The organism is Pseudomonas sp. BR20 (assembly GCF_050780135.1).
Classification (GTDB): Bacteria; Pseudomonadota; Gammaproteobacteria; order Pseudomonadales; family Pseudomonadaceae; genus Aquipseudomonas.
The window spans coordinates 4246910-4272175 of the sequence record NZ_CP172012.1 but is presented as its reverse complement, the minus strand read 5'-3'; the positions used below and the strand labels follow the sequence as shown (position 1 = coordinate 4272175).

23 protein-coding genes are annotated in these 25266 nt (G+C 61.8%); 8 read left to right on the top strand and 15 right to left on the bottom strand.

Translation table 11 applies throughout. The features are described from left to right. Window positions 1–3 precede the first annotated feature (3 nt). A complete protein-coding gene (locus ACHPFG_RS19440; RefSeq protein WP_431700181.1) occupies window positions 4–1113 on the bottom strand; it encodes a 2-aminoethylphosphonate--pyruvate transaminase in 1110 nt (369 codons plus the stop codon). 113 nt (window positions 1114–1226) lie between these two features. Between ACHPFG_RS19440 and ACHPFG_RS19435 the strand changes: the two genes are divergently transcribed. Together ACHPFG_RS19435 and ACHPFG_RS19430 are read left to right on the top strand one after the other, a co-directional pair. Further along, window positions 1227–2084 carry a LysR substrate-binding domain-containing protein gene (locus ACHPFG_RS19435; RefSeq protein ID WP_431700180.1) on the top strand — a complete coding sequence of 286 codons (858 nt, stop codon included), beginning with the start codon at window positions 1227–1229 and terminating at the stop codon, window positions 2082–2084. Between the two features lie 99 nt (window positions 2085–2183). After that, window positions 2184–2891 (top strand): YebC/PmpR family DNA-binding transcriptional regulator, encoded by a 708-nt coding sequence (locus ACHPFG_RS19430; protein WP_131698122.1) that lies wholly within the window; start codon window positions 2184–2186, stop codon window positions 2889–2891. Between the two features lie 74 nt (window positions 2892–2965). On the opposite strand, the gene ACHPFG_RS19425 is transcribed toward ACHPFG_RS19430, so the two are convergent. The 4 genes from ACHPFG_RS19425 to ACHPFG_RS19410 all read right to left on the bottom strand — a co-directional run bounded on the left by ACHPFG_RS19425 (window position 2966) and on the right by ACHPFG_RS19410 (window position 6708). Continuing rightward, window positions 2966–4270 carry a protein kinase gene (locus tag ACHPFG_RS19425; protein ID WP_431700179.1) on the bottom strand — a complete coding sequence of 435 codons (1305 nt, stop codon included), beginning with the start codon at window positions 4268–4270 and terminating at the stop codon, window positions 2966–2968. A gap of 40 nt (window positions 4271–4310) precedes the next feature. Continuing rightward, a complete protein-coding gene (zapE, locus tag ACHPFG_RS19420) occupies window positions 4311–5405 on the bottom strand; it encodes a cell division protein ZapE (protein WP_431700178.1) in 1095 nt (364 codons plus the stop codon). A gap of 62 nt (window positions 5406–5467) precedes the next feature. Beyond that, a complete protein-coding gene (locus ACHPFG_RS19415; RefSeq protein WP_431700177.1) occupies window positions 5468–6205 on the bottom strand; it encodes an anti-sigma factor family protein in 738 nt (245 codons plus the stop codon). Next, window positions 6202–6708, bottom strand: coding sequence for an RNA polymerase sigma factor (locus ACHPFG_RS19410; protein ID WP_431703498.1), 507 nt, complete (start codon window positions 6706–6708; stop codon window positions 6202–6204). The genes ACHPFG_RS19415 and ACHPFG_RS19410 overlap by 4 nt, the downstream gene beginning before the upstream one ends. Window positions 6709–6876: 168 nt before the next feature. On the opposite strand from ACHPFG_RS19410, the gene ACHPFG_RS19405 reads away from it, so the two are divergent. Beyond that, entirely contained in the window at window positions 6877–7959 is a 1083-nt protein-coding gene (locus ACHPFG_RS19405; protein ID WP_431700176.1) for a catalase family peroxidase, read from the top strand. Continuing rightward, window positions 7956–8495 carry a cytochrome b gene (locus ACHPFG_RS19400; protein ID WP_065940125.1) on the top strand — a complete coding sequence of 180 codons (540 nt, stop codon included), beginning with the start codon at window positions 7956–7958 and terminating at the stop codon, window positions 8493–8495. Before ACHPFG_RS19405 ends, ACHPFG_RS19400 begins: the two co-directional genes overlap by 4 nt. An 18-nt stretch (window positions 8496–8513) precedes the next feature. On the opposite strand, the gene ACHPFG_RS19395 is transcribed toward ACHPFG_RS19400, so the two are convergent. Both ACHPFG_RS19395 and ACHPFG_RS19390 read right to left on the bottom strand, forming a co-directional pair. Continuing rightward, window positions 8514–9665, bottom strand: coding sequence for a M14 family metallopeptidase (locus ACHPFG_RS19395; protein WP_431700175.1), 1152 nt, complete (start codon window positions 9663–9665; stop codon window positions 8514–8516). 467 nt (window positions 9666–10132) lie between these two features. Continuing rightward, window positions 10133–10483, bottom strand: a complete 351-nt coding sequence (locus ACHPFG_RS19390) for a DUF6124 family protein (protein WP_431700174.1) — start codon at window positions 10481–10483, stop codon at window positions 10133–10135. 131 nt (window positions 10484–10614) lie between these two features. On the opposite strand from ACHPFG_RS19390, the gene ACHPFG_RS19385 reads away from it, so the two are divergent. Continuing rightward, window positions 10615–11250, top strand: a complete 636-nt coding sequence (locus ACHPFG_RS19385) for a LexA family protein (protein WP_431700173.1) — start codon at window positions 10615–10617, stop codon at window positions 11248–11250. On the opposite strand, the gene ACHPFG_RS19380 is transcribed toward ACHPFG_RS19385, so the two are convergent. The 4 genes from ACHPFG_RS19380 to ACHPFG_RS19365 are packed head-to-tail and all read right to left on the bottom strand — an operon-like array spanning window position 11247 to window position 16773. Further along, a complete protein-coding gene (locus tag ACHPFG_RS19380) occupies window positions 11247–13172 on the bottom strand; it encodes an acetyl/propionyl/methylcrotonyl-CoA carboxylase subunit alpha (RefSeq protein ID WP_431700172.1) in 1926 nt (641 codons plus the stop codon). The two genes, ACHPFG_RS19385 and ACHPFG_RS19380, sit on opposite strands and share 4 nt — an antisense overlap. Beyond that, complete coding sequence (locus tag ACHPFG_RS19375) at window positions 13169–13975, bottom strand: gamma-carboxygeranoyl-CoA hydratase (RefSeq protein ID WP_431700171.1); 807 nt, start codon at window positions 13973–13975, stop codon at window positions 13169–13171. Before ACHPFG_RS19375 ends, ACHPFG_RS19380 begins: the two co-directional genes overlap by 4 nt. A gap of 15 nt (window positions 13976–13990) precedes the next feature. Next, the gene (locus ACHPFG_RS19370; protein ID WP_431700170.1) at window positions 13991–15598 is read right to left on the bottom strand and encodes a carboxyl transferase domain-containing protein; all 1608 of its coding nucleotides are present in this window, start codon (window positions 15596–15598) and stop codon (window positions 13991–13993) included. Window positions 15599–15609: 11 nt separating this feature from the next. Beyond that, on the bottom strand, window positions 15610–16773 hold the full coding sequence (locus tag ACHPFG_RS19365; protein WP_431700169.1) for an isovaleryl-CoA dehydrogenase: 1164 nt from the start codon (window positions 16771–16773) through the stop codon (window positions 15610–15612). Window positions 16774–16923: 150 nt separating this feature from the next. Between ACHPFG_RS19365 and ACHPFG_RS19360 the strand changes: the two genes are divergently transcribed. Continuing rightward, window positions 16924–18561 (top strand): AMP-binding protein, encoded by a 1638-nt coding sequence (locus ACHPFG_RS19360; protein WP_431700168.1) that lies wholly within the window; start codon window positions 16924–16926, stop codon window positions 18559–18561. Between the two features lie 542 nt (window positions 18562–19103). Here ACHPFG_RS19360 and ACHPFG_RS19355 read toward each other — a convergent pair. From ACHPFG_RS19355 to ACHPFG_RS19345, 3 genes are all read right to left on the bottom strand, one after another. Continuing rightward, window positions 19104–20003, bottom strand: coding sequence for a hydroxymethylglutaryl-CoA lyase (locus ACHPFG_RS19355; protein ID WP_431700167.1), 900 nt, complete (start codon window positions 20001–20003; stop codon window positions 19104–19106). Between the two features lie 16 nt (window positions 20004–20019). Further along, on the bottom strand, window positions 20020–20412 hold the full coding sequence (locus ACHPFG_RS19350; protein ID WP_090402693.1) for a MerR family transcriptional regulator: 393 nt from the start codon (window positions 20410–20412) through the stop codon (window positions 20020–20022). 115 nt (window positions 20413–20527) lie between these two features. Continuing rightward, complete coding sequence (locus ACHPFG_RS19345; RefSeq protein ID WP_027606275.1) at window positions 20528–21463, bottom strand: LysR family transcriptional regulator; 936 nt, start codon at window positions 21461–21463, stop codon at window positions 20528–20530. A 166-nt stretch (window positions 21464–21629) separates the two neighbouring features. Between ACHPFG_RS19345 and ACHPFG_RS19340 the strand changes: the two genes are divergently transcribed. Together ACHPFG_RS19340 and ACHPFG_RS19335 are read left to right on the top strand one after the other, a co-directional pair. Next, window positions 21630–22859: an acyl-CoA dehydrogenase gene (locus ACHPFG_RS19340; RefSeq protein WP_259193298.1), complete on the top strand. Its 1230-nt coding sequence runs from the start codon at window positions 21630–21632 to the stop codon at window positions 22857–22859. Between the two features lie 97 nt (window positions 22860–22956). Next, entirely contained in the window at window positions 22957–23949 is a 993-nt protein-coding gene (locus tag ACHPFG_RS19335; protein WP_431700166.1) for a hypothetical protein, read from the top strand. Here the strand turns inward: ACHPFG_RS19335 and ACHPFG_RS19330 are convergent. Beyond that, window positions 23915–25249 (bottom strand): substrate-binding domain-containing protein, encoded by a 1335-nt coding sequence (locus tag ACHPFG_RS19330; protein ID WP_431700165.1) that lies wholly within the window; start codon window positions 25247–25249, stop codon window positions 23915–23917. The two genes, ACHPFG_RS19335 and ACHPFG_RS19330, sit on opposite strands and share 35 nt — an antisense overlap. Window positions 25250–25266: the final 17 nt, after the last annotated feature.

Here is a 25266-nt window from a genome sequence, read left to right as displayed (position 1 = left end):
CAATCAGATGTCCAACACTTCCATTTCTTCCAGCACCTCGCCGATCGCCTTGACCGCAGTGCGCATGCCGGCCGCGTCGACATGGCCGATACAACCCACGCGGAACGTCTCCACCTGGGTCAATTTGCCGGGATACAGAATGAAACCCTTGGCCTTGACCCGTTCGTAGAAATCCTTGAACTGGTAGCGCGGGTCTGTCGGGGCATGAAAGGTCACGATGATCGGTGCTTGGATCGCCGCCGGCAGGAAGCTGCGCAGGCCCAGTGCGGCCATGCCGTCGAGTAATGCCTGGCAGTTGTCGGCATAGCGTCGGTGGCGCGCGGGCAGGCCGCCTTCTTCCTGGTATTGCAGCAGCGCTTCGTGCAGGGCGGCGACCACATGGGTTGGCGGTGTAAAGCGCCATTGGCCGGTCTTGGTCATGTAGTTGTGCTGGTCGAACAGGTCCATCGCCAATGAGTGGCAGTTGCCCTGGGCGGCGGCCAGCGCCTGTTTGTCGGCGAAGATGAAACCCATGCCCGGCACACCTTCCAGGCACTTGCCCGAAGCGGCGATCAGCGCGTCGAACGGCACCTCGCGGGCATCGATCGGCAGCGCGCCGAATGAGCTCATGGCGTCGATGATCAGGCGCTTGCCGTGGTGTTTGACGACTTGGGCGATCTGCGGCAGCGGGTTGAGGATGCCGGTGCTGGTTTCGCAGTGGATCAACGCAACGTGGGTGATGGCGCTGTCTGCCGCCAGCAGGCGGTCCACATCGGCGGCGGTGGTGGGCTCGTCCTCCGCGGTTTCATAGGTGCTGAAATCACGGCCGAGCACTGCGCAGATCTTGGCCAGGCGCTTGCCATACGCGCCGTTGATCAGCACCAGCACCTTGCCGTCGCGCGGTACCAGGGTGCCGATGGCGGCCTCGACCGCAAAGGTGCCGCTGCCTTGCAACGGCACGCACTGGTGGCTGCCTTCGCCGTGGAGGATCGCCAGCAATTGCTCGCAAACGCTGGTGGTGAGTTGGTTGAAGCGGTCATCCCATGAACCCCAGTCCACCATCATGGCCTGACGGGTGCGGTTCGATGTGGTCAAGGGGCCAGGGGTCAGCAGAATCGGCGCGGCAGGGGGCATCTCAAGTCCTCGCAAGGCATCAGGGGTTGAAGCTACGGCGCCTAAATTGCAGTTTGGCTTGTCATCAATCAAATTGTTTGTTGTTATGCGAGCTATCAGTGAGGCCGATAGCTATGAACCTGTTCCAACTACGCGCATTCGATGCTGTGGCCCGTGAGGGCAGTTTTACCCGTGCTGCCGCGCGGCTATTCATCAGCCAGCCGGCGGTGACCGGGCATATCAAGGCCCTGGAGGAGCACTACCAGATTCCGTTGCTGCGGCGCACCGCGCGACGGGTGGAGTTGACCCAGGAGGGCGCGCGGCTGGCGGCGATCACACGGGCCATCTTTGGCTTGGTGGACGAAGCCCAGACGATGCTGGAGGCCAACCGCCAACTGCTGACCGGGCGCCTGGAAGTCGCGGCGGACGGCCCGCACCTGGTGATGCCGATGATTGCCAGCCTGCGCGCGCGCTACCCCGGGATTACCGTCAACCTGCGCCTGGGCAATGCCCAGGAAACCCTGGCTGCGCTGTTGTCCGAGCATGCGGACGTGGCGGTGCTCACCGAAGTGGAGCCGCGCAATGGCCTGCACCTGCAACCGTTGAACGAGTCGCGGATTTGCGCACTAGTGCCGGCCAGCCACCCGTGGGCGCAGCAACCCGAGGGTATTCGCCTCGAGCAACTCAACGACGTGATCATGGTGCTGCGCGAGCCCAGTTCCATCACCCGGCGTACCTTCGATGACGCCTGCGTGGCCGCGAATGTGCAGCCCAAGGTGCTGCTGGAACTGGACAGCCGCGAGGCGGTGACCGAAGCCGTCGCCGCTGAGTTGGGGGTGGGCGTGGTTTCGTCCATGGAAGTCAGCCCCGACCCGCGCGTGCAGGCCGTGGCGATTGAGGGCGATGGGCTGGTCAACCGACATACGCTCGGTTGCATGGAGCGGCGCCGTTCGTTGCGCCTGATTCAGGCGTTCTTCGAGTTGGCACCCTGAGGGTTTTTTGGTGGAACGATGCGTTCTTGCGCTATAAACTCTGCCCCCAAAGCGCCGGCCAGCAGACGTTTCGGCGCGATGTATAGAAGAGAGTGAGTCATGGGCGCACAGTGGAAAGTCAAACATAAAGAAGCGGCAGCCAATGCCAAGGGCAAGATCTTCGGCAAGCTGGTGAAAGAAATCACCATCGCCGCCCGCAACGGTGCCGACACCGCGACCAACGCTCACCTGCGTCTGGTGGTGGAACAGGCCAAAAAGGCCTCGATGCCCAAGGAAACCCTGGACCGTGCCATCAAGAAGGGCGCCGGTCTGCTCGGTGAAACCGTGCAATACCACCGCGTGACCTACGAAGGGTTCGCCCCGCACCAGGTACCGTTGATCGTCGAGTGCGTGACCGACAACATCAACCGCACCGTGGCGGAAATCCGCGTGGCGTTCCGCAAGGGGCAGTTGGGTGCTTCCGGCTCCGTGGCCTGGGATTTCAACCATGTCGGCCTGATCGAAGCCTCGCCGGACACCCCGGATGCCGACCCGGAAATGGCAGCGATTGAAGCCGGTGCGCAGGACTTTGAAGACGGCGAAGAAGAAGGCACCACCCTGTTCATCACCGAGACCACCGACCTGGACGCCGTGCAAAAAGCGTTGCCGGAACAGGGTTTCACCGTGCTGTCGGCCAAGCTGGGCTACATCTCGAAAAACCCGGTAAGCGGCCTGACCGATGAGCAGATGGCTGAAGTCGAAGCCTTCCTCGAAGGCTTGGACAACCACGATGACGTGCAGGACATGTTCGTCGGCCTGGCGGGCTGATTTATCCGCTGAAGAAACGCGATCCATGTGGGAGAGGGCAAGTCGAATCGTCGCACCGCCCCTCCCACATTTGCTTAGTGGTGCTGGATGGATTGCAGCAAGGCGTTGATTTCTTCGAAGCTCGGCCGTGCCAACACGTCGGGCTGGCAACAGCTTTTCTGCAAATCCAACAGCGCCTCGTCAATCAACCCCGCCTCAACCCGCTCCAGCAATTCCCCCAGCAACACCCCGAACGCGCGCACTTCAATGCGTTGCAAGGCTCGCGTTTCCAAGGTGTCTGCCTTGGCATGAAACGACGCTGCGCCAAAGTCCCCGAGCAAACACTCTCCCGCTTCATTCCACAGGATATTGTGGCCATACAGGTCGCCATGGGTAATGCCGTGCCGGTGCAAATGCGCGGCCACGGAGGCGATGCCCCGGGCCATGCGCAAGGCTGTGTCGACGCTGAAACGGGTGGCGGGGTCGTAGACATCGCGGGTGCACGAGGCCAGGCTCGGCAGGGCGGCGAGGTTGCGGTAGCTCGGGTCGATCAGGTCCATGACCAATGCGGCCTGACCCTCAGGGGCACCCACCACGCGGCCTTGCACCTTGATCAGGTTAGGGTGCAACCCGGCGGCGATGCAGGCCTGCATTTCGTGCAGCGGCGAGCCGTCGCTGGTGATCGTGCCTTTGTACAGCTTGACGGCGACGGGCTTGGCCGTGGGGGCCCACAGGGCCTTGCGAATCACCCCGGAGGCACCTTCGCCCAGCACGTCGGCCAGTTCCAGTTCCGTCCAGGGAATATCCGCTGTCGCGTCGTCCGCCCCCACATCCACTGCCATTTCTACCGGGTTGCCCGCATAGGCCAGCCACGTCAGGCTCGGCAGCGTCAACAGCCATTCGGGCAGGCGCGTGAGGCGGTTGGAGGCGATGCGGATCAGCTCCAGGTTGCTGCAGTTGGCCAGGCTTTCCGGCAACTGCGTCAGTTGGTTCCCGGCGAGCATCAGTTTCTGCAGCAGCGGCCGCTCGCCCAATTCGCGGGGTAACTGGCTGATGCGGTTGTCGGTGAGGATCAGCCAGCGCAGCAACGGTGGCAGCGCGGCGGCGGGCACGTGGCTGATCTGGTTGGCCTTGAAGCCGATCATGCTCAGTTTGGCGCACTGGCCCAGGCATTCCGGCAGTTCGGTAAAGGCGTTGTCCGAGCAGAACAGCACGCGCAGGTGCGGCAGGCGGTGCAGGTCGTCGGGCAGGCGGCTCAGGGCGTTGCCGCTGAGGTTGAGGATTTCCAGGGAGTCGGCCAGCCCGAAGATTTCCTCAGGGAATTCGGTGAGCCCGCAGGACAGGTCCAGGCGCGTAATGCCGGCCAATTGGCCGGCCTTGAGTTGGGCGAGGGTATTCATGAACGGCGCAGTCACTCGGCAAGGGGGGCGTAAATGGCGTTCATGATACCGGGTCGCGCACCCGTTGCGGGTTGGCCTGTTGCAATTGGCTCAGGCGGCTGGCAGTGCGCGCCAGGTCGATGGCCTGGCCGCTCATTGCCTGGGCCAGCGGTTGTTCGCCGATCAGGATCAGGTGCTTGTCCTTGTCGTAAAGCACGTCCACCAGGTTGATAAAACGCTGCTGCACGGCGATCGGACACTCTGCCAGGTGGGGCAGGCCGTCGATGACCCAGTGATCGAACGCCTCGCACAGCAACAGGTAGTCCATCACCGCCGTCAGCTGTTCGCACAGGTCGTTGAAGGTGAATACGATGGTGCGCGCTTGATGCTGGCGGCAGATCAATCTCCGGTTGCCCACCGTCAGCGTCTGCGTCGGGCCGCCGCTGACAGGCAGGCCGAGCGCCGCACGCTGGGCCTGCGTGCCCGGCCACAGGTAACAGCCGGTGGTAAAGCGCTGCACGGCATGGGCCTGGGGCAGGCTGCGAAAGTCCTCGGGCGAACTGACTTCCAGCACGTCCATACGCGCGGCAATCAAGTCGATCACCGGCTTGAAACGCTCGTGGTACAGCGGGTTGGGCAACAGCCCTTCGGGTGGATAGTTGGAGGTGACCAGCACCCACACGCCACGCTGGAACAGGGCCTTGAACAGCCGGGTAATCAACATGGCATCGCCGATGTCGTGCACGTGGAATTCGTCGAAACACAGCACGCGGCAGCCCTCGAGCAGTTCGTCCAAGGTCATGGCCAATGCATCGTCCGTTGCCTGGTGCGTGAACATACCGCGGTGCAGTTGGGCGAAAAACTCATGGAAGTGCACGCGTTGCTTTTCGGCGATGGGCAGCGCCTGGAAGAAACCGTCCAGCAGCCAGCTTTTGCCGCGCCCCACCGGGCCGTGCAGGTACAGGCTGCGGGTAGGCTGGCTGGCGAGCAGGTGCCGGGTCTGGCGCGCCATGGCGTTGATGGCCTGGGTTTGGCCAGCACTGAGGGTGTAACCCAGTTGCCGGGCTTTGTTCTGAAAGAACGTCTGGATGGGCGTGTCGTCCAGTGTGTCGGTTTTTTTACCGAACAAACGACGGATAAGGGGGAGCACGGCCAATGCGAGTCACTCTGTAGTGCGGTGGTCGCTTACTTTAGGGCGCCGGTGGCGATTTGACCAATCTAGAACGGCTGCAGCGGCGGCGTCGGCTGGTCCGTCGGGCTGACCACCGCATAGTTGTAGCCGCCGCCGGACCAGTATTGCGCTTGCAGCCCATCCGCCGTGCGCTCGCCACGGGGCAGGAAACCGTTGTCCGGGCCAGGTGGGCGGATGTAGAAGCTGATGCGCCGGCCTTGTGCGTCCTGGTACAGCACCATGGCGGCGGCGCCTTGATCGGTGGTGAGCAGTCGCCCGCTGACGGGCGTGTAGCCCGCTTGGCTCAAGTCCGGCAAGCGATCAGCTTGATTGAAGTAGCGGTCGAGCCACGCCTGCATCGTGCCGCGGTCCTGGCCGTTGTAGTCGGCGGGCATGATGCCCTCCTGGGCAAACAGGCGGAACGCTTGCATCGCGTCGGCCATCGGTAACAGCGGCGGTTGCGTGGCTTCACGGGCATGCCAGCCGCCGAGGCCGCCGAGGCTGACGGCAATCAGCAGCACTGCGGCCGTGGCAACGTGGCGGCGCGATTGATGCTTGAGGCGCTGGCGAATCAGCGTCGGGTCCAGCGCCGGGTTGGTCGGTTGTTGCAGGGCGCCGCTCAATGACGCGCGCAGCAATTGCGCGTCCTGCTGCCAGGCCTGCACTTGGGCCGCCAGCTCGGGATGGGCGGCCAGGTAGGTTTCGAGCACACGGCGATCACTGTCCAGGAGTTGGTGATCGACGTAGGCATGCAGGTCGCGTTCGCTGGGGGGCAGGCTGATCATTTGAGTATCCGCAGGGAAGGGCTGGCGATGTCGCCATCGCTGAGTTGACGCAACGCTTGGCGCGCCCGGGACAGGCGCGACATCACGGTGCCGATCGGCACCTCGAGTATTTGCGCGACTTCCTTGTAGCTCAAGCCCTCCACCGACACCCACAACAGCAGCGCGCGTTGTTCGGTGTTGAGCTGGTCGAAGGCTTGCAGGGTCGCCTGGGCGATGACGGTGCGCTCCACCGACGGCTGCGCATCATCGCGGCCGGTAAAAAATTCCAGCATGTGTGCATAGCGTCGGGTGCGGCGGTGGGCATCGAGGAACTGCCGGTAGAGGATCGAGAACAGCCAGGCGCGCAGGTCGCCCTCGATGCGTTTATCGGCCCAACGGGTGATCGCCCGCTCCAGGGTCGCCTGCACCAGGTCGTCGGCGCTGCTGGCGTTACGGGTCAGGGACACAGCGAAACGCCGCAGCCTGGGAATGAGTTCACGTAACGGTTCGTCGAGTTCATGCATGGGTGTCTGGCTGGTCATACGCTGGGACTAGAGAGACGTCCGGCGTGAACGGTTATTCCCGACCGTGGAAAATAAATCCAGGGCCTGGGAATAGAGCGGATCGGCGTTCGTCTTAATACTCCGACCTTATGTGTACCCCCAAAGGCCTTCAGGCCCTGGAGTTTGTTCATGGTAGATCACTCATCACCGCCACGTCCCCCGTTAAGCACGGCGAGCCTGATCGCGCGACTTGCGGGTATTGGTGCCGTGGTTGCGGTTTTGGCCGGGGCATTTGCCTACGTCAATGGCAGCCTCGACCCACAACGCCTGCGCCCGAAAACCCTGGTCAATGCCCTGGAAACCAACAACGGCGTGCACCCTGGATTCCGGCGTAACCACGCCAAGGGCGTGTGCGTGGCCGGGTACTTCGAAAGCAGTGCCGAGGCCCGTGCCTACTCCAGCGCCCAAGTGTTCAGTGAGGCCAGGACCCCGTTGATCGGCCGCTTCGCCTTGCCCAGCGGCAACCCCTATGCGCCGGACAGCAGTGTGCCGATCCGCAGCTTTGCCGTGCAGTTCAGCCTGGCCAACGGGCAGCAATGGCGTACCGGCATGAACAGCATGCCGGTGTTCCCGGTGGGCACGCCCGAGGCGTTCTACCAGATGCTCAAGGCCGGCGCGCCGGACCCGGCTACCGGCAAGCCGAACCCGGCGAATATGCCGGCGTTTTTTGCCGCACACCCTGAGGCCGCGCCATTCCTGGCGTGGGTCAAGACGGCCAAGCCATCGGCCAGTTATGCGACCGAAACCTATAACGGTATCAACGCGTTTTACTTGGTGAGTGCCGAGGGCAAGCGCCAGGCGGTGCGCTGGGGCGTAGTGCCCGAGCGTCAGGATGCGGCGGGGGAGACCGCACCGGCCGGGGGCGATTTTCTTGAGAAAGACCTGGTGCAACGCCTGGCCTCAGGGCCTTTGCGTTGGCAGTTGAATATGACCCTGGCCAACCCCGGCGACCCGCTGGAGGACGCGAGCAAACCCTGGACCGGTGAGCACAAGGTGCTGAATGCCGGCACCCTGGTGCTGCAAAGCAGCCAACCCCAGGCCGACGGTGATTGTCGCGACATCAATTTCGATCCGTTGATCTTGCCCAGCGGCATCGAAGCCTCCAATGACCCGCTGCTGGCTGCACGTTCGGCGGCATATGCCAGTTCTTACCTGCGCCGTGCCGGTGAAGTCAGCCCCTTGCACAGTGCCCCAGCGGAGTCCAAGCCATGAATGCACAACCTCGGTTTTTTGCGCCCCTGGCGCGCCTGCTGCACTGGTTGATGGCGCTGATGGTCATCGCCATGTTGTTTATCGGCGCAGGCCTGGCGGCGTCAGTGTCGGAGCGGCATGAGTGGTTGATCCACCTGCATAAGCCGCTGGGGATCGCGATCCTGGTGCTGGTGATCGTGCGCCTGGCGGTGCGCTTCTCCACCCGCCAGCCGCCGTTGCCGTCTGACTTGCCGCTGTGGCAAGTGCTGGCGGCCAAGGCGTCCCATCTGGTCTTGTATGGGTTGATGCTGGTATTGCCGCTGCTGGGCTGGGCGATGATTTCGGCGGCGGGCGACCCGGTGATGCTCAGCAGTTCGGTACAGTTGCCGGCGTTGGTGGCGGCGGATGCGCCGCTGTTTGCGCTATTGCGCAAGGCCCATGGGTATCTGGCCTACCTGCTGTTCCTGACGGTGCTGTTGCACCTGGCGGCGGCGCTGTTCCATGGGTTGATTCGGCGTGATGGGGTGTTGCAGAGCATGACCGGCACCAAGGACTGATGCCGGGGGCAAAGGGCGTTAGCGCAGGACCGTGACGATATCGGCCACGCTGCTCAATACGTTCTTGGCCAGTTGTTTGGAGCGTTCGCCTGACCAACCGGTTTGCGGGTTGGGCGCGTCGTCGTTGTCCTTGAACGGCATTTCCAGGGTCAGGGACAGGCAGTCGTATTGCTCGCCGACGGCGTTGCAGGCCAGGGTCATATTGGCTTCACCCGGCAAGTCACGGGTGTAGCCGTGGGTGGTTTGGAAGTCACGGGTCAGCGAACTCAAATGGCTGCGGAAGCGTTTTTCCAGCGCTTCGATACGCGGGGTGTAGCCGGGGTTGCCTTCGCAGGCGGCGGTGAACACGTAGGGGATTTCTTCGTCGCCGTGGATGTCGAGGAACAGGTCGACGCCGTACTGGTGCATTTGCTGTTGCACGAACAGCACTTCCGGGCTGATCTCCTGGCTGGCGCTTTGCCAGGCGCGATTGAGGTCCTGGCCCATGGCGTTGGTACGCAGGTGACCGTGGAAGGCGCCGTCGGGGTTCATGTTCGGCACCAGGTACAGGTCGGCAACGGCCAGGAGTTTTTTCATTTCGGCATCGCCATCCTGTTGCAGGCGTTCGATGATGCCTTCCATAAACCATTCGGCCATGTGTTCGCCGGGGTGCTGCTGGGCGATGATCCAGATATTGCGCCGGCCTTCGCCGCCTTTGCCACGCCGTAACAGTTGAATATCGCGGTCCTCGACACTTTTGCCGGTGGCCAGCAGTTGGGTGCCGGCGTACTTCAGGGACTGGTCGATCAGCCAGTCGTGGCGTTCGCGGCTGTAGGGCTCGAAGTAGGCCAACCAGGCATGCTTCTCACGGGTTTCGAGGCTGATGTGCAGGATCTCGCCGTCAAAGCGCGTAGGGACTCGGAACCAGTTGACGTGATCATAAGACGCGACAGCGTTGTAGCCGCTCCAGGCGTGCTTATACGAAGAGCCACCGGCGTTGCTCAGGCGAAAGTTATGGGTGTGGCCCACGTGCATGCCTTCGGCTTTGAAGTGGAACCATTGGTAATGGTGGCTGCGGGTATCGGGCTGGATGGCAAGCAGCAAATTGTAGGCATCGCTGGCGTCGAGCACTTGGATATTGCCACTGTCGAAGTCGGTACTGATCTTGATGGAGGTCAAGGCCACGGTCATAGTCTGGTTGCCTGAATATGAGTGTTGTGGCGGCTATATTACACAGGAGTCTGGTAAAGCCTGGATGCAAAATTGTTGCGGGGAGGGGGGGGGGCGTCATCCGTGACGCCGCCGCAGCTTAGGGTCTATGAGATTGATTCTCAAGCGCTATTTCCCAGAGATGTGCGCCAGAACGTTGTACTGGCTTTCTTTTGGCGATGGTCTTTTGCTACCATGCGCGCCATCAAGCAACACACAGTCTTCATTAGCCTGAAGCCATGCCAGGGAAACTGGCAAAAAAAAGACCCGGCCAAAGAGCCGGGTCAAAAACCGTGATTAGCCTGATGAGGAGATATTCCAAGAGTCCGACCTAAGGTCTCTTGGTCTATCGACTGATCTCGCGATCAGCTGATCCCAATAATAATCATTATCATTTGCAAGTCAAATGTTTTTATCCATCGGATGGAAATATTTTTCTTCTGCGCCTGTTATCCGTTCGCCCGAACCTCCGTTGCCTGCAACGACCGCTCCACCATCGCCTTCGCCATATCAATCAAATACACCACTGAAAACGCCAGGTCGCGCTGATTGCCCTGATGGCTGCTCGCTGATTCGTAGGCCGTGGCAGCGGCACTGCGCAACAGGTCCGAGGCGTGCACCAGGGCTTCCTCCTGGCTGATGCCAGGCTTGATGGCGAAAAAGCTGTCATCCGGGACGGGTGCTGACATATTTTCTTTCAAGTAAAAGTCCAGCGCGCGCTGGGCAGCACCGCTGCTGCGCAGGTTTTGCACGTCATCGTTTTCAGGGGGTTCAGGCAGGAGATACGGGCTCGTCGTCATAAGGGGCGGTACTCTGGGTGGGTGTCGAAAACCTTATGCTCGATGATAGTACGTATCGTATTTATGTCGTTTTATGGATTACTACAAACTGTTTATTGCCCTGGAAAATACCTGACGTATTGTCGGCGCCCATGGATAAATGGATAGCGTTGGTCAAGGCCAGCATGAAAGACCGCAAGGTCACCCAGGGGGAGTTGGCTGAACGCTTGGGCATGTCCCAGGGTGGCGTCGGCCATTGGCTCAACAAGCGCCGCGTGCCGAGCCTGGTGGACATGAACCGGGTGCTGGCAGCGCTGGGGCTGGGCGACCTGGAAGTGGTGCAGGAGCTGCGTGAGAAGGCCGACGAAGTCCGTGGCCCGGCAAGACAGTACACGTCGTACTTTCGCTACCCGGTCAGCGAGTGGAAAGGCCTGTGCGAAATTCGCGAAGAGCGCCCGGCCTATGGCGCCGCACGCTTCGAGCTGACGGATTACCACGCCCAGGGTGACGCCTTCTGGCTGCCGGTGAGAGGTGACGCCATGACTGCGCTCAGCGGCCCGAGCATCGCCGCAGGGATGATGATCCTGGTGGATCCGGCCATCGCCGCCGAACCCGGCAAACTGGTAGTCGCCCAACGGGCCGACAGCCCCCACGCGACCTTCCGCCAGTTGATGGAGGAGAGCGGCCAGCTCTACCTGGTGCCGCTCAACCCCACCTACCCGAAACTGCTGTTCACCGCGGATTGCCGCATCCTGGGCGTCGTGGTGCAGGCCACGGCGAAGTTCTAGTCCGCGGTTTCGAGTTCCACCAACGCGCACCCTTCGGCAACCATTTCGCCTTCCTGGCAGAACAGCGCCTTGACTACCCCGGCCTGGGGCGCGCGGATGCTGTGCTCCATCTTCATCGCTTCGAGCACCACCAGTTGCGTGCCGGCCTCGACCGTTTGGCCGACGTCCACCAGCACCCGTACGATGCTGCCGTTCATCGGCGCCGTGAGGCCACCCTGGTGCGACTGGTTGGCCTCGACCGCCGCAATCGGATCGAACAGGCTCACGCCCTGCATCTCGCCGTCCCAACGCAGGAAAACCGCGTGCCCGTTGCGCACTGCCAGATGTGAACGACGGACGCCCTGGTGTTCGATCACTAGCTGTTCGCCCTGCAATTTCGCGGCGTCTGCGGCCAGTGTCACCAGGCGGTCCTGGCCATTGCAGTTCAAGTGCAGCGAGACCTCGGCGGGCAGCCCTGCACGGAATCCACGGGTGTCCGCCCACGGCCCATCACCCGCAGGCAAGCTCTGCATGAAGGCCGAACCTGCGGCCTGCCAGAATTCATCGCTCAACGCCCCGGCCACCGGCAGAAGTTCGTCCTGGTAGCGCGGAATAAATCCGGTATCCAGCTCAGCTGCCGCAAATGCCGGATGGCCAATGATGCGCCGCAGGAAGCCCAGGTTGGTCTTCAGCCCACCCACGGCAAACTCATCGAGCATGCCCAGCAACCGCAGGCGCGCCTGTTCACGGTCTTCGCCCCAGGCAATCAGCTTGCCAAGCATCGGGTCGTAGAACGGCGAAACGTTGTCTCCTTGCTCGACACCACTGTCCACGCGACGCCCCGGGCCGGGGGCGGATTCGCGGTACAGCGCCAGGTGCCCGGTGGCGGGCAGGAAGTCGTTGGCGGGGTCCTCGGCATACAAGCGCACTTCAATTGCATGGCCGATCAGCGGCACCTGTTCCTGGGTGATCGGCAGCGCTTCGCCCTGGGCGACGCGAATCTGCCAGGCCACCAGGTCCAGGCCGGTAATCGCTTCGGTGACGGGGTGTTCCACCTGCAGCCGCGTGTTCATCTCCATAAAGAAAAACTCGCCACGGGCGTCCAGCAAAAACTCAACGGTGCCCGCGCCGACATAACCGATGGCCTGGGCCGCACGCACCGCCGCTTCGCCCATGGCCTTGCGCTGTGCAACGCTCAGCCCCGGTGCCGGCGCCTCCTCGACGACCTTTTGATGGCGGCGTTGGATCGAGCAATCCCGCTCATTGAGGTACAGGCAATGCCCATGCTGATCGGCAAACACCTGGATCTCTACGTGGCGTGGCTTGAGCAGGTATTTCTCCACCAGCATCTGCCCATTGCCGAAGGACGACAGCGCCTCACGCTGGGCCGAGGCCAGGGCTTCGGCGAGTTGGCTGACATCCTCCACCACCTTCATGCCCTTGCCGCCGCCACCGGCCGTGGCCTTGAGCAGCACCGGATAGCCGATGCGCTCGCAGGCATCGCGGAAGGTGTCCAGGTCTTGCTCTGTGCCGTGATAGCCCGGCACCAGGGGCACGCCGGCGGTTTCCATCAGGGCCTTGGCCGCGGATTTACTGCCCATGGCGTCGATAGCCGAGGCGGGCGGCCCGAGAAAGATCAGGCCCGCCGCTTCGATCGCACGGGCGAACCCGGCGTTTTCCGACAGGAAGCCGTAGCCTGGGTGTATGGCCTGGGCGCCGCTGGCCTGGGCGGCGGCGATCAGTTTGTCGATTTGCAGGTAGCTCTCGGTGGCCTTGCTGCCCCCCAGGTCGACGCGAATATCCGCCTCGCGGCTGTGTCGCGCATCACGGTCGACGGCGCTGTGCACCGCGACGGTGGTCAGGCCCATGGCCTTGGCGGTACGCATCACCCGGCAGGCAATCTCGCCGCGGTTGGCCACCAGCACGGTGGTCAATGTGCTCATGAACGTGGCTCCTGGGGCTGCCAGCTGGGCGGGCGTTTTTGCAGGAACGCGCGCAAACCTTCCTGGCCTTCGGCGCTGACACGGATGCGCGCAATGGCATTTTCGCAATAGCGGCGCAGGGCAGGGGTGAGCGCGCCGTTACCGACTTCGCGTAACAGGTCCTTGCTGGCGCGCATCGCCGCCGGGCTGTTTTGCAGCAGGTTGGAGATCCACTGTTCCACCTGCTGGTCCAGTTCGCCAATCGGGTAGCTTTCCGCCAGCAGGCCGATTTCCCGTGCACGCTGGCCGCCAAACCGCTCGGCGGTCAGGGCATAGCGCCGCGCCGCACGTTCGCCGATGGCCTGCACCACGAACGGGCTGATCACGGCCGGGGCCAGGCCGATGCGCACTTCCGACAGGCAGAACTGCGCATCATCGGCGCCGATGGCCATGTCGCAACAACTGATCAGGCCCAGCGCGCCACCGTAGGCCGCGCCTTGCACCACCGCCAGGGTGGGGATTTTCAGTTTGGCCAGGTTGTACATCAGCTCGGCCAGTTCGCGGGCGTCGTCCAGGTTGGTGTGGTAATCCAGTTCGGCCGACTGCTGCATCCAGGCCAGGTCGGCACCGGCGCTGAAGTGCCTGCCGCGCCCACGCAGCACCAGGAAACGCAGGGACGCATCAGCTTGCACATGGTCGAGGGCGATGATCAGTTCGCGGATCATCTCGGCGTTGAACGCGTTGTTCTTGGCTTCACGGCTGAGCCACAGCGTGGCAAAGCCACGGCTGTCGGTGATCAGTTCGAGGGTGTTGAAATCGCTCATGGGGGACAACTCCATTTACATGCGGAACACACCGAAGCGGCTCGGCTCGATGGGGGCATTCAGCGCGGCGGACAAGGCCAGGGCCAGCACGTCGCGGGTCTGCAACGGGTCGATGACGCCGTCGTCCCACAGGCGTGCGCTGGAGTAATAAGGGTGACCCTGGGTTTCATACTGGTCGAGGATCGGCTGCTTGATCGCGGCTTCCTCTTCGGCGCTGAACCCGACGCCTGCACGTTCAGCCTGCTCACGCTTGACCTGCACCAGTACGCCCGCAGCCTGTTCGGCGCCCATCACGCCAATCCGCGCGTTGGGCCACATCCATAAAAAGCGCGGGTCATAGGCACGCCCGCACATCCCGTAATTGCCGGCGCCGAAGCTGCCGCCGATGATCACCGTGAATTTCGGTACCTTGGCACATGCCACCGCCGTCACCAGCTTGGCGCCGTGCTTGGCAATGCCCCCGGCTTCGTATTTTTGCCCGACCATAAACCCCGTGATGTTCTGCAGGAACAGCAGGGGTATCCCGCGTTGGCAGGCCAGTTCGATAAAGTGCGCGCCTTTTTGCGCGGCCTCGGCGAACAGAATCCCGTTGTTTGCCAGGATCGCAATCGGGTAGCCGTGCAAGTGCGCGAAGCCGCACACCAGGGTGGTGCCGAACAGCGCCTTGAACTCATCGAACACCGAGCCATCCACCAGCCGTGCGATCACTTCGCGCACATCGAACGGCTGCTTGGCATCGGCCGGGATTACGCCGTAGAGCTCTTCGCTGCTGTACAGCGGCGCCACGGGCGTGCGTTTCAGCAATTGGCCCTGCTTGCGCCAATTGAGGTTGGCCACGCTGCGACGTGCCAGGGCCAGGGCGTGTTCGTCACTGTCGGCATAGTGGTCGGCCACGCCGGAGATCTTGCAGTGCACATCGGCACCGCCGAGGTCTTCGGCGCTCACCACTTCACCGGTAGCGGCTTTCACCAGCGGCGGGCCGGCCAGGAAGATGGTGGCTTGGTTGCGCACCATGATCGCTTCGTCGGCCATGGCTGGCACGTAGGCGCCTCCGGCGGTGCACGAGCCCATTACTACGGCGATCTGCGGGATGCCCTGGGCACTCATGTTGGCCTGGTTGAAGAAGATCCGCCCGAAGTGTTCGCGGTCGGGAAACACTTCATCCTGGCGCGGCAGGTTGGCGCCGCCGGAGTCCACCAGGTAAATGCACGGCAGGCGGTTTTGCTCGGCAATGGTCTGGGCGCGCAGGTGTTTTTTCACCGTGAGCGGGTAGTAGGAACCGCCTTTCACGGTGGCGTCGTTGGCGACGATCATGCATTCGACGCCTTCCACGCGGCCGATCCCGGCAATCACGCCGGCCGCCGGCACGTCTTCGCCATACACCTGATGAGCGGCCAGTTGGCTCAGTTCAAGGAACGGCGAGCCCGGGTCCAGCAGGCGATTGATGCGCTCGCGCGGCAGCAGTTTGCCACGCGAGGTATGGCGCTCCTGGGCCTTGGCACCGCCGCCTTGCTGCACGTGGGCAAGCAGGGTGTGCAGGGCGTCGACCTGTTGGCGCATCGCTGCGCTGTTGCTGGCGAACTCCGCGGAGCGTGGGTTGAGCTGGGTATGCAAGGTGGCCATGGGGCGCTCCTTCAGCGGGTTTCGTTGAAGAGTTCGCGACCGATCAGCATCCGCCGAATTTCACTGGTGCCGGCGCCGATTTCATACAGCTTGGCGTCCCGCAGCAGGCGCCCGGCGGGGAATTCATTGATATAGCCATTGCCACCGAGGATCTGGATCGCGTCGAGGGCCATTTGCGTGGCGCGTTCGGCGCTGTAGAGGATTACACCGGCCGCATCCTTGCGCGTGGTTTCGCCGCGCTCGCAGGCCTGGGCCACCGCATAGAGGTAGGCGCGGCTGGCGTTGAGTTGGGTGTACATGTCGGCGACCTTGCCCTGGATCAGTTGGAATTCGCCGATGCTTTGGCCGAACTGCTTGCGATCGTGGATGTAGGGCACGATCAGGTCCATGCACGCCTGCATGATCCCGGTGGGACCACCGGACAGCACCACACGTTCGTAATCGAGGCCGCTCATCAGCACTTTTACACCGCCGTTGAGTACGCCAAGGATGTTTTCCTCCGGCACGTGCACGTCATCGAAGAACAGCTCGCAGGTGTTGGAGCCGCGCATGCCGAGCTTGTCGAACTTGTTGCTGCGGCTGAAGCCTTTCCAGTCGCGCTCGACGATAAACGCGGTGATGCCGTGCGGGCCCTTTTCCAGGTCGGTCTTGGCGTAGATCACATAGGTGCTGGCGTCGGGGCCGTTGGTGATCCAGGTCTTGCTGCCGTTGAGCACATAGTGGTCGCCGTGCTTGTCGGCGCGCAGTTTCATCGAGACCACATCGGAACCGGCGTTCGGCTCGCTCATGGCCAGGGCGCCGACGTGTTCGCCGCTGATCAGTTTGGGCAGGTACTTGAGTTTCTGCTCGTGACTGCCGTTGCGGTTGATCTGGTTCACACACAGGTTGGAATGAGCGCCGTAGGACAGCGCCACCGAGGCCGAGCCACGGCTGATTTCTTCCATGCTCACCACGTGGGCCAGGTAGCCCAGGCCGGCGCCGCCGTATTCTTCCGGCACGGTGATGCCCAGCAGGCCCATATCCCCGAACTTGCGCCACAGGTCGGCGGGGAACAGGTTGTCGATGTCGATCTGTGCTGCACGGGGCGCGATTTCCTTGGCCACGAAGGACTGCACCTGGTCGCGCAGCATGTCGATGGTTTCACCGAGGGCGAAGTTCAGGGACGGGTAACTCATGGACAGGCACCTTAATGTGAGCTTTGTTGTTGTGTGGATGGCGCGCCAGGGAAGGGCACTCACCTTTACGTTAACGTAAGCTTGCGTTACGGTGCTGTCAATCGTAGTTTACGTATACGTCAACCTACAAAAAAGACAACAGGGGTCGTTATGGATCAACCGCATCCGAGCTACAGCCGTGGCTCCCAGGACAAGAGCTTGTTGGCCATGACGATTGGCCAAGCCTTCGATCACACCGTGGCGCAATACCCCGATGGTGAAGCCCTTGTGGTGCGCCATCAGCAGCGCCGCTACACCTGGCGGCAACTGGCCGAGACCGTCGATGTGCACGCCCGTGCGTTCCTGGCCTTGGGGATGCAAACCGGCGATCGCCTGGGCATCTGGGCGCCCAATTGCGCCGAGTGGTGCATCAGCCAGATCGCCAGCGCCAAGATTGGCGTGATCCTGGTCAATATCAACCCGGCGTACCGCAGCAGTGAACTGGACTACGTGCTCAAGCAGTCCGGCTGCGAGTGGCTGGTGTGCGCCGGCTCGTTCAAGACCTCTGACTACCACGCGATGTTGCAGGAACTGCGGCCTGAGCTGCGCGGCATGATCAGCCTCGACCCCAGCCCGCCCCCGGGATTCCTGCCCTGGTCGGAACTGGCGGCCCTCGGTGCAGGCCTGCCGCCCGAGCAGTTGCACAGCCGCCAGACCGGCCTGTACTTCGATCAAGCCGTCAATATCCAGTACACCTCCGGGACCACCGGTTTCCCCAAGGGCGCCACCCTCAGTCATCACAACATCCTCAATAACGGCTATATGGTCGGCGAAAGCCTGGGCCTCACCGCGCAGGACCGCCTGGTGATCCCGGTGCCGCTGTACCACTGCTTCGGCATGGTGATGGGCAACCTGGGCTGCATCACCCACGGCACCACCATGATCTACCCGAATGATGGCTTCGACCCGCTGCTGACCCTCACCGCCGTGGCCGAAGAGCGCGCCACCGGCCTGTACGGCGTGCCCACCATGTTCATCGCCCTGCTCGATCACCCGCGCCGGGGCGAGTTCGAGCTGTCCACCCTGCGCACCGGCATCATGGCGGGCGCCACGTGCCCCATCGAGGTGATGCGCCGGGTCATCGGCGAATTGCACATGGGTGAGGTGCAGATTGCCTACGGTATGACCGAGACCAGCCCTGTGTCCCTGCAAACCGGTGCGGATGATGACCTGGAGCGCCGCGTGACCACCGTCGGCCGCACCCAGCCGCAACTGGAAAGCAAGATCATTGATGAAGCCGGTAACACGCTGCCCCGTGGCCAGGTCGGCGAACTGTGCACCCGTGGCTACAGCGTGATGCTCGGCTATTGGAACAACCACGAGGGCACCCGCGAGGCTATCGACGACGCCGGCTGGATGCACACCGGCGACCTGGCAACCATGGATGCCCACGGCTATGTGTGCATCGCCGGGCGCAACAAGGACATGATCATTCGCGGTGGCGAGAACGTGTACCCGCGCGAGGTGGAAGAGTTTTTCTTCACCCACCCGGCGGTGGCCGATGTGCAGGTCATCGGCATTCCGGATGAGCGCTACGGCGAGGAGATCGTGGCCTGGGTCAAGTTGCATCCGGGCCATGTGGCCGACGACCTGGAACTGCAGGCCTGGTGCAAGGGCCGCATTGCACACTTCAAGACGCCCCGGTATTTCAAGTTCGTGGAGGAGTTTCCGATGACGGTGACGGGCAAGATCCAGAAATTCCGCATGCGTGAAATCTCGATCCAAGAGCTGGGGGCGGGGCAGGATTAAATGCCGGAAAGCACAAAGGGGACCCGGAGGTCCCCTTTAATTTGTCGTTGCGTGCTCTTTTTTTATTATTGAGGGGCGGTCTATTGTTGTTTTTGGCAACCGTTACCCTTTACCGCTGTTTTTGGCGACCCCCATTCGGGGTCAAGAGCAAACGTATTTTTTTGAGCGCTGATCTGCTTCTTCGTTAACGATCCAACCAGTGGATAGCTACCTGAGGTAGTTTTATTTTTCTCTAACCGGTTGCGGGTTTCGGCATGCCGGACCCTGCGAAGCACATCTTCTCCAAAAAAATCTGTTAGCTGCGTCTCTGCCGTGTTGTTTTTGTTATGTCAGAGTCGTTTCGTCTTATTTTTATTAGGTTTGGTGCTTTTTATTCTTGTTATGCCATAGAGATAGCAGAAGGCGTGCCAACTTTTAAAATCTCTTTAAAATCAATAAGTTAACTTTTTAGTAAGATTTTTGCTGCGGCAGATGCGACTAAATATGTTCCCGTGTTACTCGATGTGTAGCCGTGCGGTAACACATTGTCACGGCCGCGCTACTCAAACGGCGTTACGTGCCTTGGCCACGCGCGAACCCGTGGGGCGGCCCAGCACGTGACTGATTTGCAGGCCTGCGCGAATCAATGCGTCCAGGTCGATACCGGTGTCGATCCCTAGGCCATTGAGCAGGTACAGCACATCTTCGGTGGCAACGTTACCGCTGGCGCCCTTGGCGTAAGGGCAGCCGCCGAGGCCCGCAATAGAGCTGTCGAATACCGTGATGCCTTCCAGCAGGCTGGCATAGATATTGGCGATGGCCTGGCCATAGGTGTCATGGAAGTGGCCCGCCAGTTTGTTCCGTGGCACCTGCGCACCGACCACGTCGAACAGCCGCCGCGTGGTGCCCGCCGTGCCGGTGCCGATGGTGTCGCCCAGGGAAACCTCGTAGCAGCCCATGGCATACAACTCCCGCGCGACCGCCGCTACTTGCTCGGGCGCGATCTCACCTTCGTAAGGGCAACCCAACACACAGGACACATAGCCGCGCACGCTGATGCCGTGCTGCCTGGCTGCGGCCATGATCGGCGCAAAGCGCTCCAGGCTTTCGCTGATGGAGCAGTTGATATTGCGCTGGGAAAACGCCTCGGAGGCCGCTGCAAACACCGCCACTTCCTTTACGCCCGCCGCCAACGCGTCCTCAAAACCACGCAGGTTTGGCGCCAGCGCACCGTAGGTCACGCCGGGCTTGCGCTGGATCTGCGCGAACACGTCGGCAGAGCCGGCCATTTGCGGCACCCATTTGGGCGAGACAAAACTGCCGACTTCGATATAGCTCAAGCCCGCCGCGCTGAGGGCGTCCACCAATTGGACCTTGTCGGCCACGCTGATGGGTTGGGCTTCGTTCTGCAAACCGTCGCGCGGGCCGACTTCCACCAGGCGTACATGGGAGGGGAGGGACATGGCAGCTACCTTCTGATCAATGGCCAACCTGGCCCATGGTGTGGGCCAGGGCCTGGGTGCAACGCTCTTCGGCGGTGTCCAGTTCCAGCTTCATTTGTTCGATGTCCAGCAGTTGCTGTTCCAACTGCTCACGGCGCTCGGCGATCTTGGCCAGCATGCTGTTGAGTTGGATCTGGTTGCCGCCGGTGGGGTCGTAGAGTTCGATCAGCTCGCGGCATTCCGCGAGGGAAAAACCGATGCGTTTGCCCCGCAGGATCAGCTTCAGGCTGACCTTGTCCCGTGCCGAATAGATGCGCTCCTGGCCCCGGCGTTCCGGGGCCAGCAAGCCTTGTTCTTCATAGAAGCGAATGGCGCGGGTGGTGATGTCGAGCTCGCGGGCGAGGTCGGAGATGCTGTAGGTCGTGCTCATGGGGGCGCTCAAGAAGGTCTTGGCGCTAAGCTAATGGCAGGTTGACGTGAACGTCAAGGGCCGCTGCGCAGCCCATCGGGGGCAAGCCCCCTCCCACAGGTAGCGTTCTTCAACCTCAGGCCTGTTGTTTATCCAGCTTCTTTTCGTGGGCGGTCACTTGCTGGCACAACTCGATCATCTGCTCGCGCATCCAGCGGTTGGCCGGGTCCTGGTCTGTGCTTTCGTGCCAGTACAGGTGGGTTTCCACCGGTGGCACATCATTGACCGGCAGGTTGAACCAGTGCAGTTCATGGCGGCGGGCGAAACGTTCGGGCACGGTCATGACCATGTCGGTCTGCTGCAACACTTGCGAGGCCATCAGGTAATGCTGGGAGCGCAGGGCGATCTTACGCTGGATGCCCATCTTGCCCAGGGCCAGGTCGACGTGGCCCAGACCGTTGCGGCGGCTGGAGATATGGATATGGGTCAGCGACAGGTAGTCATCCAGGGTGAATTTGTCCTTGCCCGCCATGGGATGGCCCTTGCGCATGGCGCACACGTAGCGGTCTTCCATCAGCTTGACGTGGCGCACCTGCGGGTCGGTGTTGAGCGGCGCATCCACGGCAAAATCCAGGCGCCCGGCCGCCAGTTCCTTGGTGGTCTCGCGGCGTTTGGACAGGAAACTCTCGATCACCACGGTGGGCGCCAGGCGGCGCAGGCGTTGGAACAGCAGCGGCAGAATCACCGCTTCGGTGAGGTCGGTCATGCTGATGCGGTATGTCTTGGCCGCCTGCTGTGGGTTGAAGATGCGGCTTTCCTGCACCGACACCCGCAGCAACGACAACGCATTGCGCACCGGGCCGATGATGTTCTGCGCCATCGGCGTGGGCACCATGCCCTGGGCGGTGCGCACGAACAGCGGGTCGTTGAACGTCTCGCGCAGGCGGGCCAGAGCGTTGGACACCGCCGGCTGGGTGATGCCGACAATCTGCCCGGCGCGGGTCAGGTTGGCTTCGGTGTAGATCGCGTCGAAGACGATAAAGAGGTTGAGGTCGACCTTGCTCAGATTCATTGGGTTGCGCTCTTATTATTAGGTGGCGATTTGTTACGTGCTCATACGTCGATCATATATCGGTGATGAATGTTAATACACGCCGAGAATAGGCTAGGTAAATTATCAGCGCTGTTCTAGCATCGATTGCATGACCTAAACAACCTCTCAAAGAAGGGAGCTGCTCATGGATTTCGCCTATTCGCCCAAGGTTCAGGAACTGCGTGAACGCGTCACCGCGTTCATGGACGCTTACGTCTACCCGGCCGAGCCGGTGTTCGAACGCCAAGTCAGCGAAGGCGACCGCTGGCAGCCCACCGCCATCATGGAAGAGCTGAAAGCCAAGGCGAAAGCTGAAGGCCTGTGGAACCTGTTCCTGCCCGAATCCGAACTGGGCGCCGGCCTGACCAACCTTGAATACGCCCCCCTGGCCGAGATCATGGGCCGCTCGCTGCTGGGCCCGGAGCCGTTCAACTGCTCCGCCCCCGACACCGGCAACATGGAAGTGCTGGTGCGCTACGCCAACGAAGAGCAGAAACAACGCTGGCTCGAGCCGCTGCTGCGCGGTGAGATCCGTTCGGCCTTCGCCATGACCGAGCCCGATGTCGCCTCCTCGGACGCCACCAACATGGCCGCCCGCGCCGAGCGCCAGGGCGACGAGTGGGTGATCAACGGCAAGAAGTGGTGGACCTCCGGCGCCTGCGACCCGCGCTGCAAGATCCTGATCTTCATGGGCCTGAGCAACCCGGATGCACCGCGCCACCAGCAGCACTCGATGATCCTGGTGCCGGTGGACGCCCCCGGCGTGAAAATCGTACGCCCGCTGCCGGTGTTCGGCTACGACGACGCGCCCCACGGTCACGCCGAAGTGCTGTTCGACAATGTCCGTGTGCCGTACGAAAACGTACTGCTGGGTGAAGGCCGAGGCTTCGAGATTGCCCAAGGCCGCCTTGGCCCAGGCCGTATCCACCACTGCATGCGCTCCATCGGCATGGCCGAGCGCGCGCTGGAACTGATGTGCAAACGCTCCGTCAGCCGCACCGCGTTCGGCAAGCCTTTGGCGCGCCTGGGCGGCAATATCGACAAAATCGCCGACTCACGCATGGAAATCGACATGGCGCGCCTGCTGACGCTGAAAGCGGCGTACATGATGGACACCGTGGGCAATAAGGTGGCGAAAAGTGAAATCGCCCAGATCAAGGTGGTGGCGCCGAACGTGGCGTTGAAGGTGATCGACCGCGCGATCCAGATCCACGGCGGCGCCGGCGTCTCCAACGACTTCCCGCTGGCCTACATGTACGCCATGCAACGTACCCTGCGCCTGGCCGACGGCCCGGACGAAGTGCACCGCGCGGCCATCGGCAAGTTCGAGATCGGCAAGTATGTGCCTAAGGAGTTGATGCGCGGCGGTCAATAAAAGTGCAGTGGTTGTTGCGCTAAAGACAAAGCCTACAGTCGCGGGCGGCAGCATTGGATTAGTTTTCGAAGGAGACCACTCTTTAAAGGAAGACTCAATGTTGAGTATATCCCCGACATCCCATGCTGTTGCCCGACCATCGATTGCAGATGCACGCGATGTGAGTGGACGGACTGCGGATGTCGGGGCCGGCTCAGATGCACTGCAAGGCAGTCGCCAGCAAAAAACAACGTTGGACAGACAGCTTCATGACCATCTTCTGGAATACAGGAAAGGTCGTCACGGTCACGTAACTTATCGCGGGCTTGCGAGCATAGAAAAATCCGAACCCTTGATGGCTGACAATCTGCGCCAAGGGTTTCATCGGGCGAGTGAAATTCTTCGCAACGCTCTGCAAGCTCTGGGCGAGCCCTCCTCATATCATGGAACCGTCGCGGGTTACCTGGGATGTAACACCGAGCCCACCCTCAACACGTTGCGCAAGAAATTTCTGCAAATGGAGCGGGGAGTTGAGTTCTACGCCAATAATCCTCAGAAGATAGTAGCTGTTGGCGGCGCGGATAAACCCGATATTTCCTATAACGGGTGTGTACTGGAACCTAAAGAAAAAACCAATTTATACCTGAATATTCGCTCCGTACTCGATCGGGACATTGAAACAACTGCAAGTTTGATTCTCCATGAAGTTTCCCATGCCTATGCCAAGACGTCAGACCATTACTACATAAAATCCGAAGCCGACTACATGTGGGCATCTATGTTCAAGAATAAACAGTTGAATCCAGAGTTGCTGCGCCAGGCCCAAGCCACGGCGGCGACTGAGATTGACAACAAGGCCAGGGCGATTGTCGAGGGCAAGGCGACAGGCAAGGTATCATCACCTGCAGCCTACTATGGAATGAGCTCGACAGACCTTAACGCCTATGTGCGAATGCGCAGGCTTCAACTAGATCCGACACGAAGAATAGACGCAGCAATAAATAACGCTGATACGCTGGCTTACTTGGCATGTGCATTGAGCCGTGCGCATTCGAACCGGAATGTTGCACCCGGCCTCAGTACACCCAAACCTCCACCCGTCGGTTCTTGATCCGCCCCTCATCCGCCGTGTTCGCCGCCACCGGCATCTGTGCGCCGAAGCCGCGAATATCGCGCAATACCACGCCGTTCTTGACCAGCTCCCGGCGTACCGCCATCGCCCGCAGCTTCGACAGCAGCGCCGCCCGTTGCGGGTCATTCTTGGCGTCACCGAATCCCACCAGCGTTACCTGCTTGTCGAGTTTGTCGTGGCTCTTTATATAGGCCACGACGCGCTGCACATCCTGGCGCGCCTTGTTGTCCAGGCTGGCGCTGCCTTCCTCGAAGCGAAAATTCACGGTCAAACGCTGGGCGTCACGGGCAATCGCTTGGTAGTCGTCAGGCATCGAGGGACGGGGTTGCACCGTCATCGCCTGCACCTGCTGGGCGATAAACCCGTTGGCCGCCACAATCGCCTGGCCTTTGCTGCTCTGGGCAAAGTCCACCAGGGCCTTGGCCCACGGGTTGCTGGAGGACGGCGGCAGGTAGAAGAACAGCCGACGTGACAGCGGGTAATCCTCGGTGGCAATCAGGCTGTTCAATGGCAGCATCGGTTGCGAGTCGCCATCGACAATCGCCACCGCCTTGGCCTGGCGCACGTAGGGCAAGCCGATAAAGCCGATGCCCTGGGGATCCCGGCTCACCGCATCGGACAACGCTTCGCTGGACTCGAAGCGCTTGGCGGACGCGGCCAGGGGCTTGCCGCGCAGGCGCAACACCAGTTCCTTGAAGGTGTCATAGGTGCCGGATTGGTCATCCCGCGCGTACAAATGAATGGCACCGCCGATACCGCCCAGCGCTTCCCAGGTGTCGATCTCGCCATTGAAGATCTGCGCCAGTTGCTCGGTGTTCAACGTATTCAGTGGGTTGTGCGGGTTGAGGATAATGGCCAGGCCGTCGATGGCGATCACCTGCTCGGCCTCGGGGCTTTTAAGATCGCCCAGGGGTTCGAGGTCCACCAGTTCGCTGTCCTTGATCGGACGGGAAGACGCAGCCAGGTCGGCGCTGGCTTTTTTCAGCGCGGCAAACCCGGTGCTGGAGCCATGGGCCGCCACCTCGACGGTCACTGTCTTGCCCTGGCGCGTCTTGCCGACCACGCGCTGTTCATTGGCGCCCTCGGTCGGTTCGCTGTGCACCGCCTGCAGGCCCTGATGCTCCATCAAGCCCTTGACCAGCGCCGGCCCCAACGCCGCGCCAATGGTGTTGGAACCCTGGATGCGCAAAGCCGGGCCTTGGTCGGGAACGGGTAGGGGGGCAGCCACAACGGAGAGGGAAAACGCGCCACACAACAGGAACAGAACGCGCAGCATCATGCCGGCACCTTCTCAAG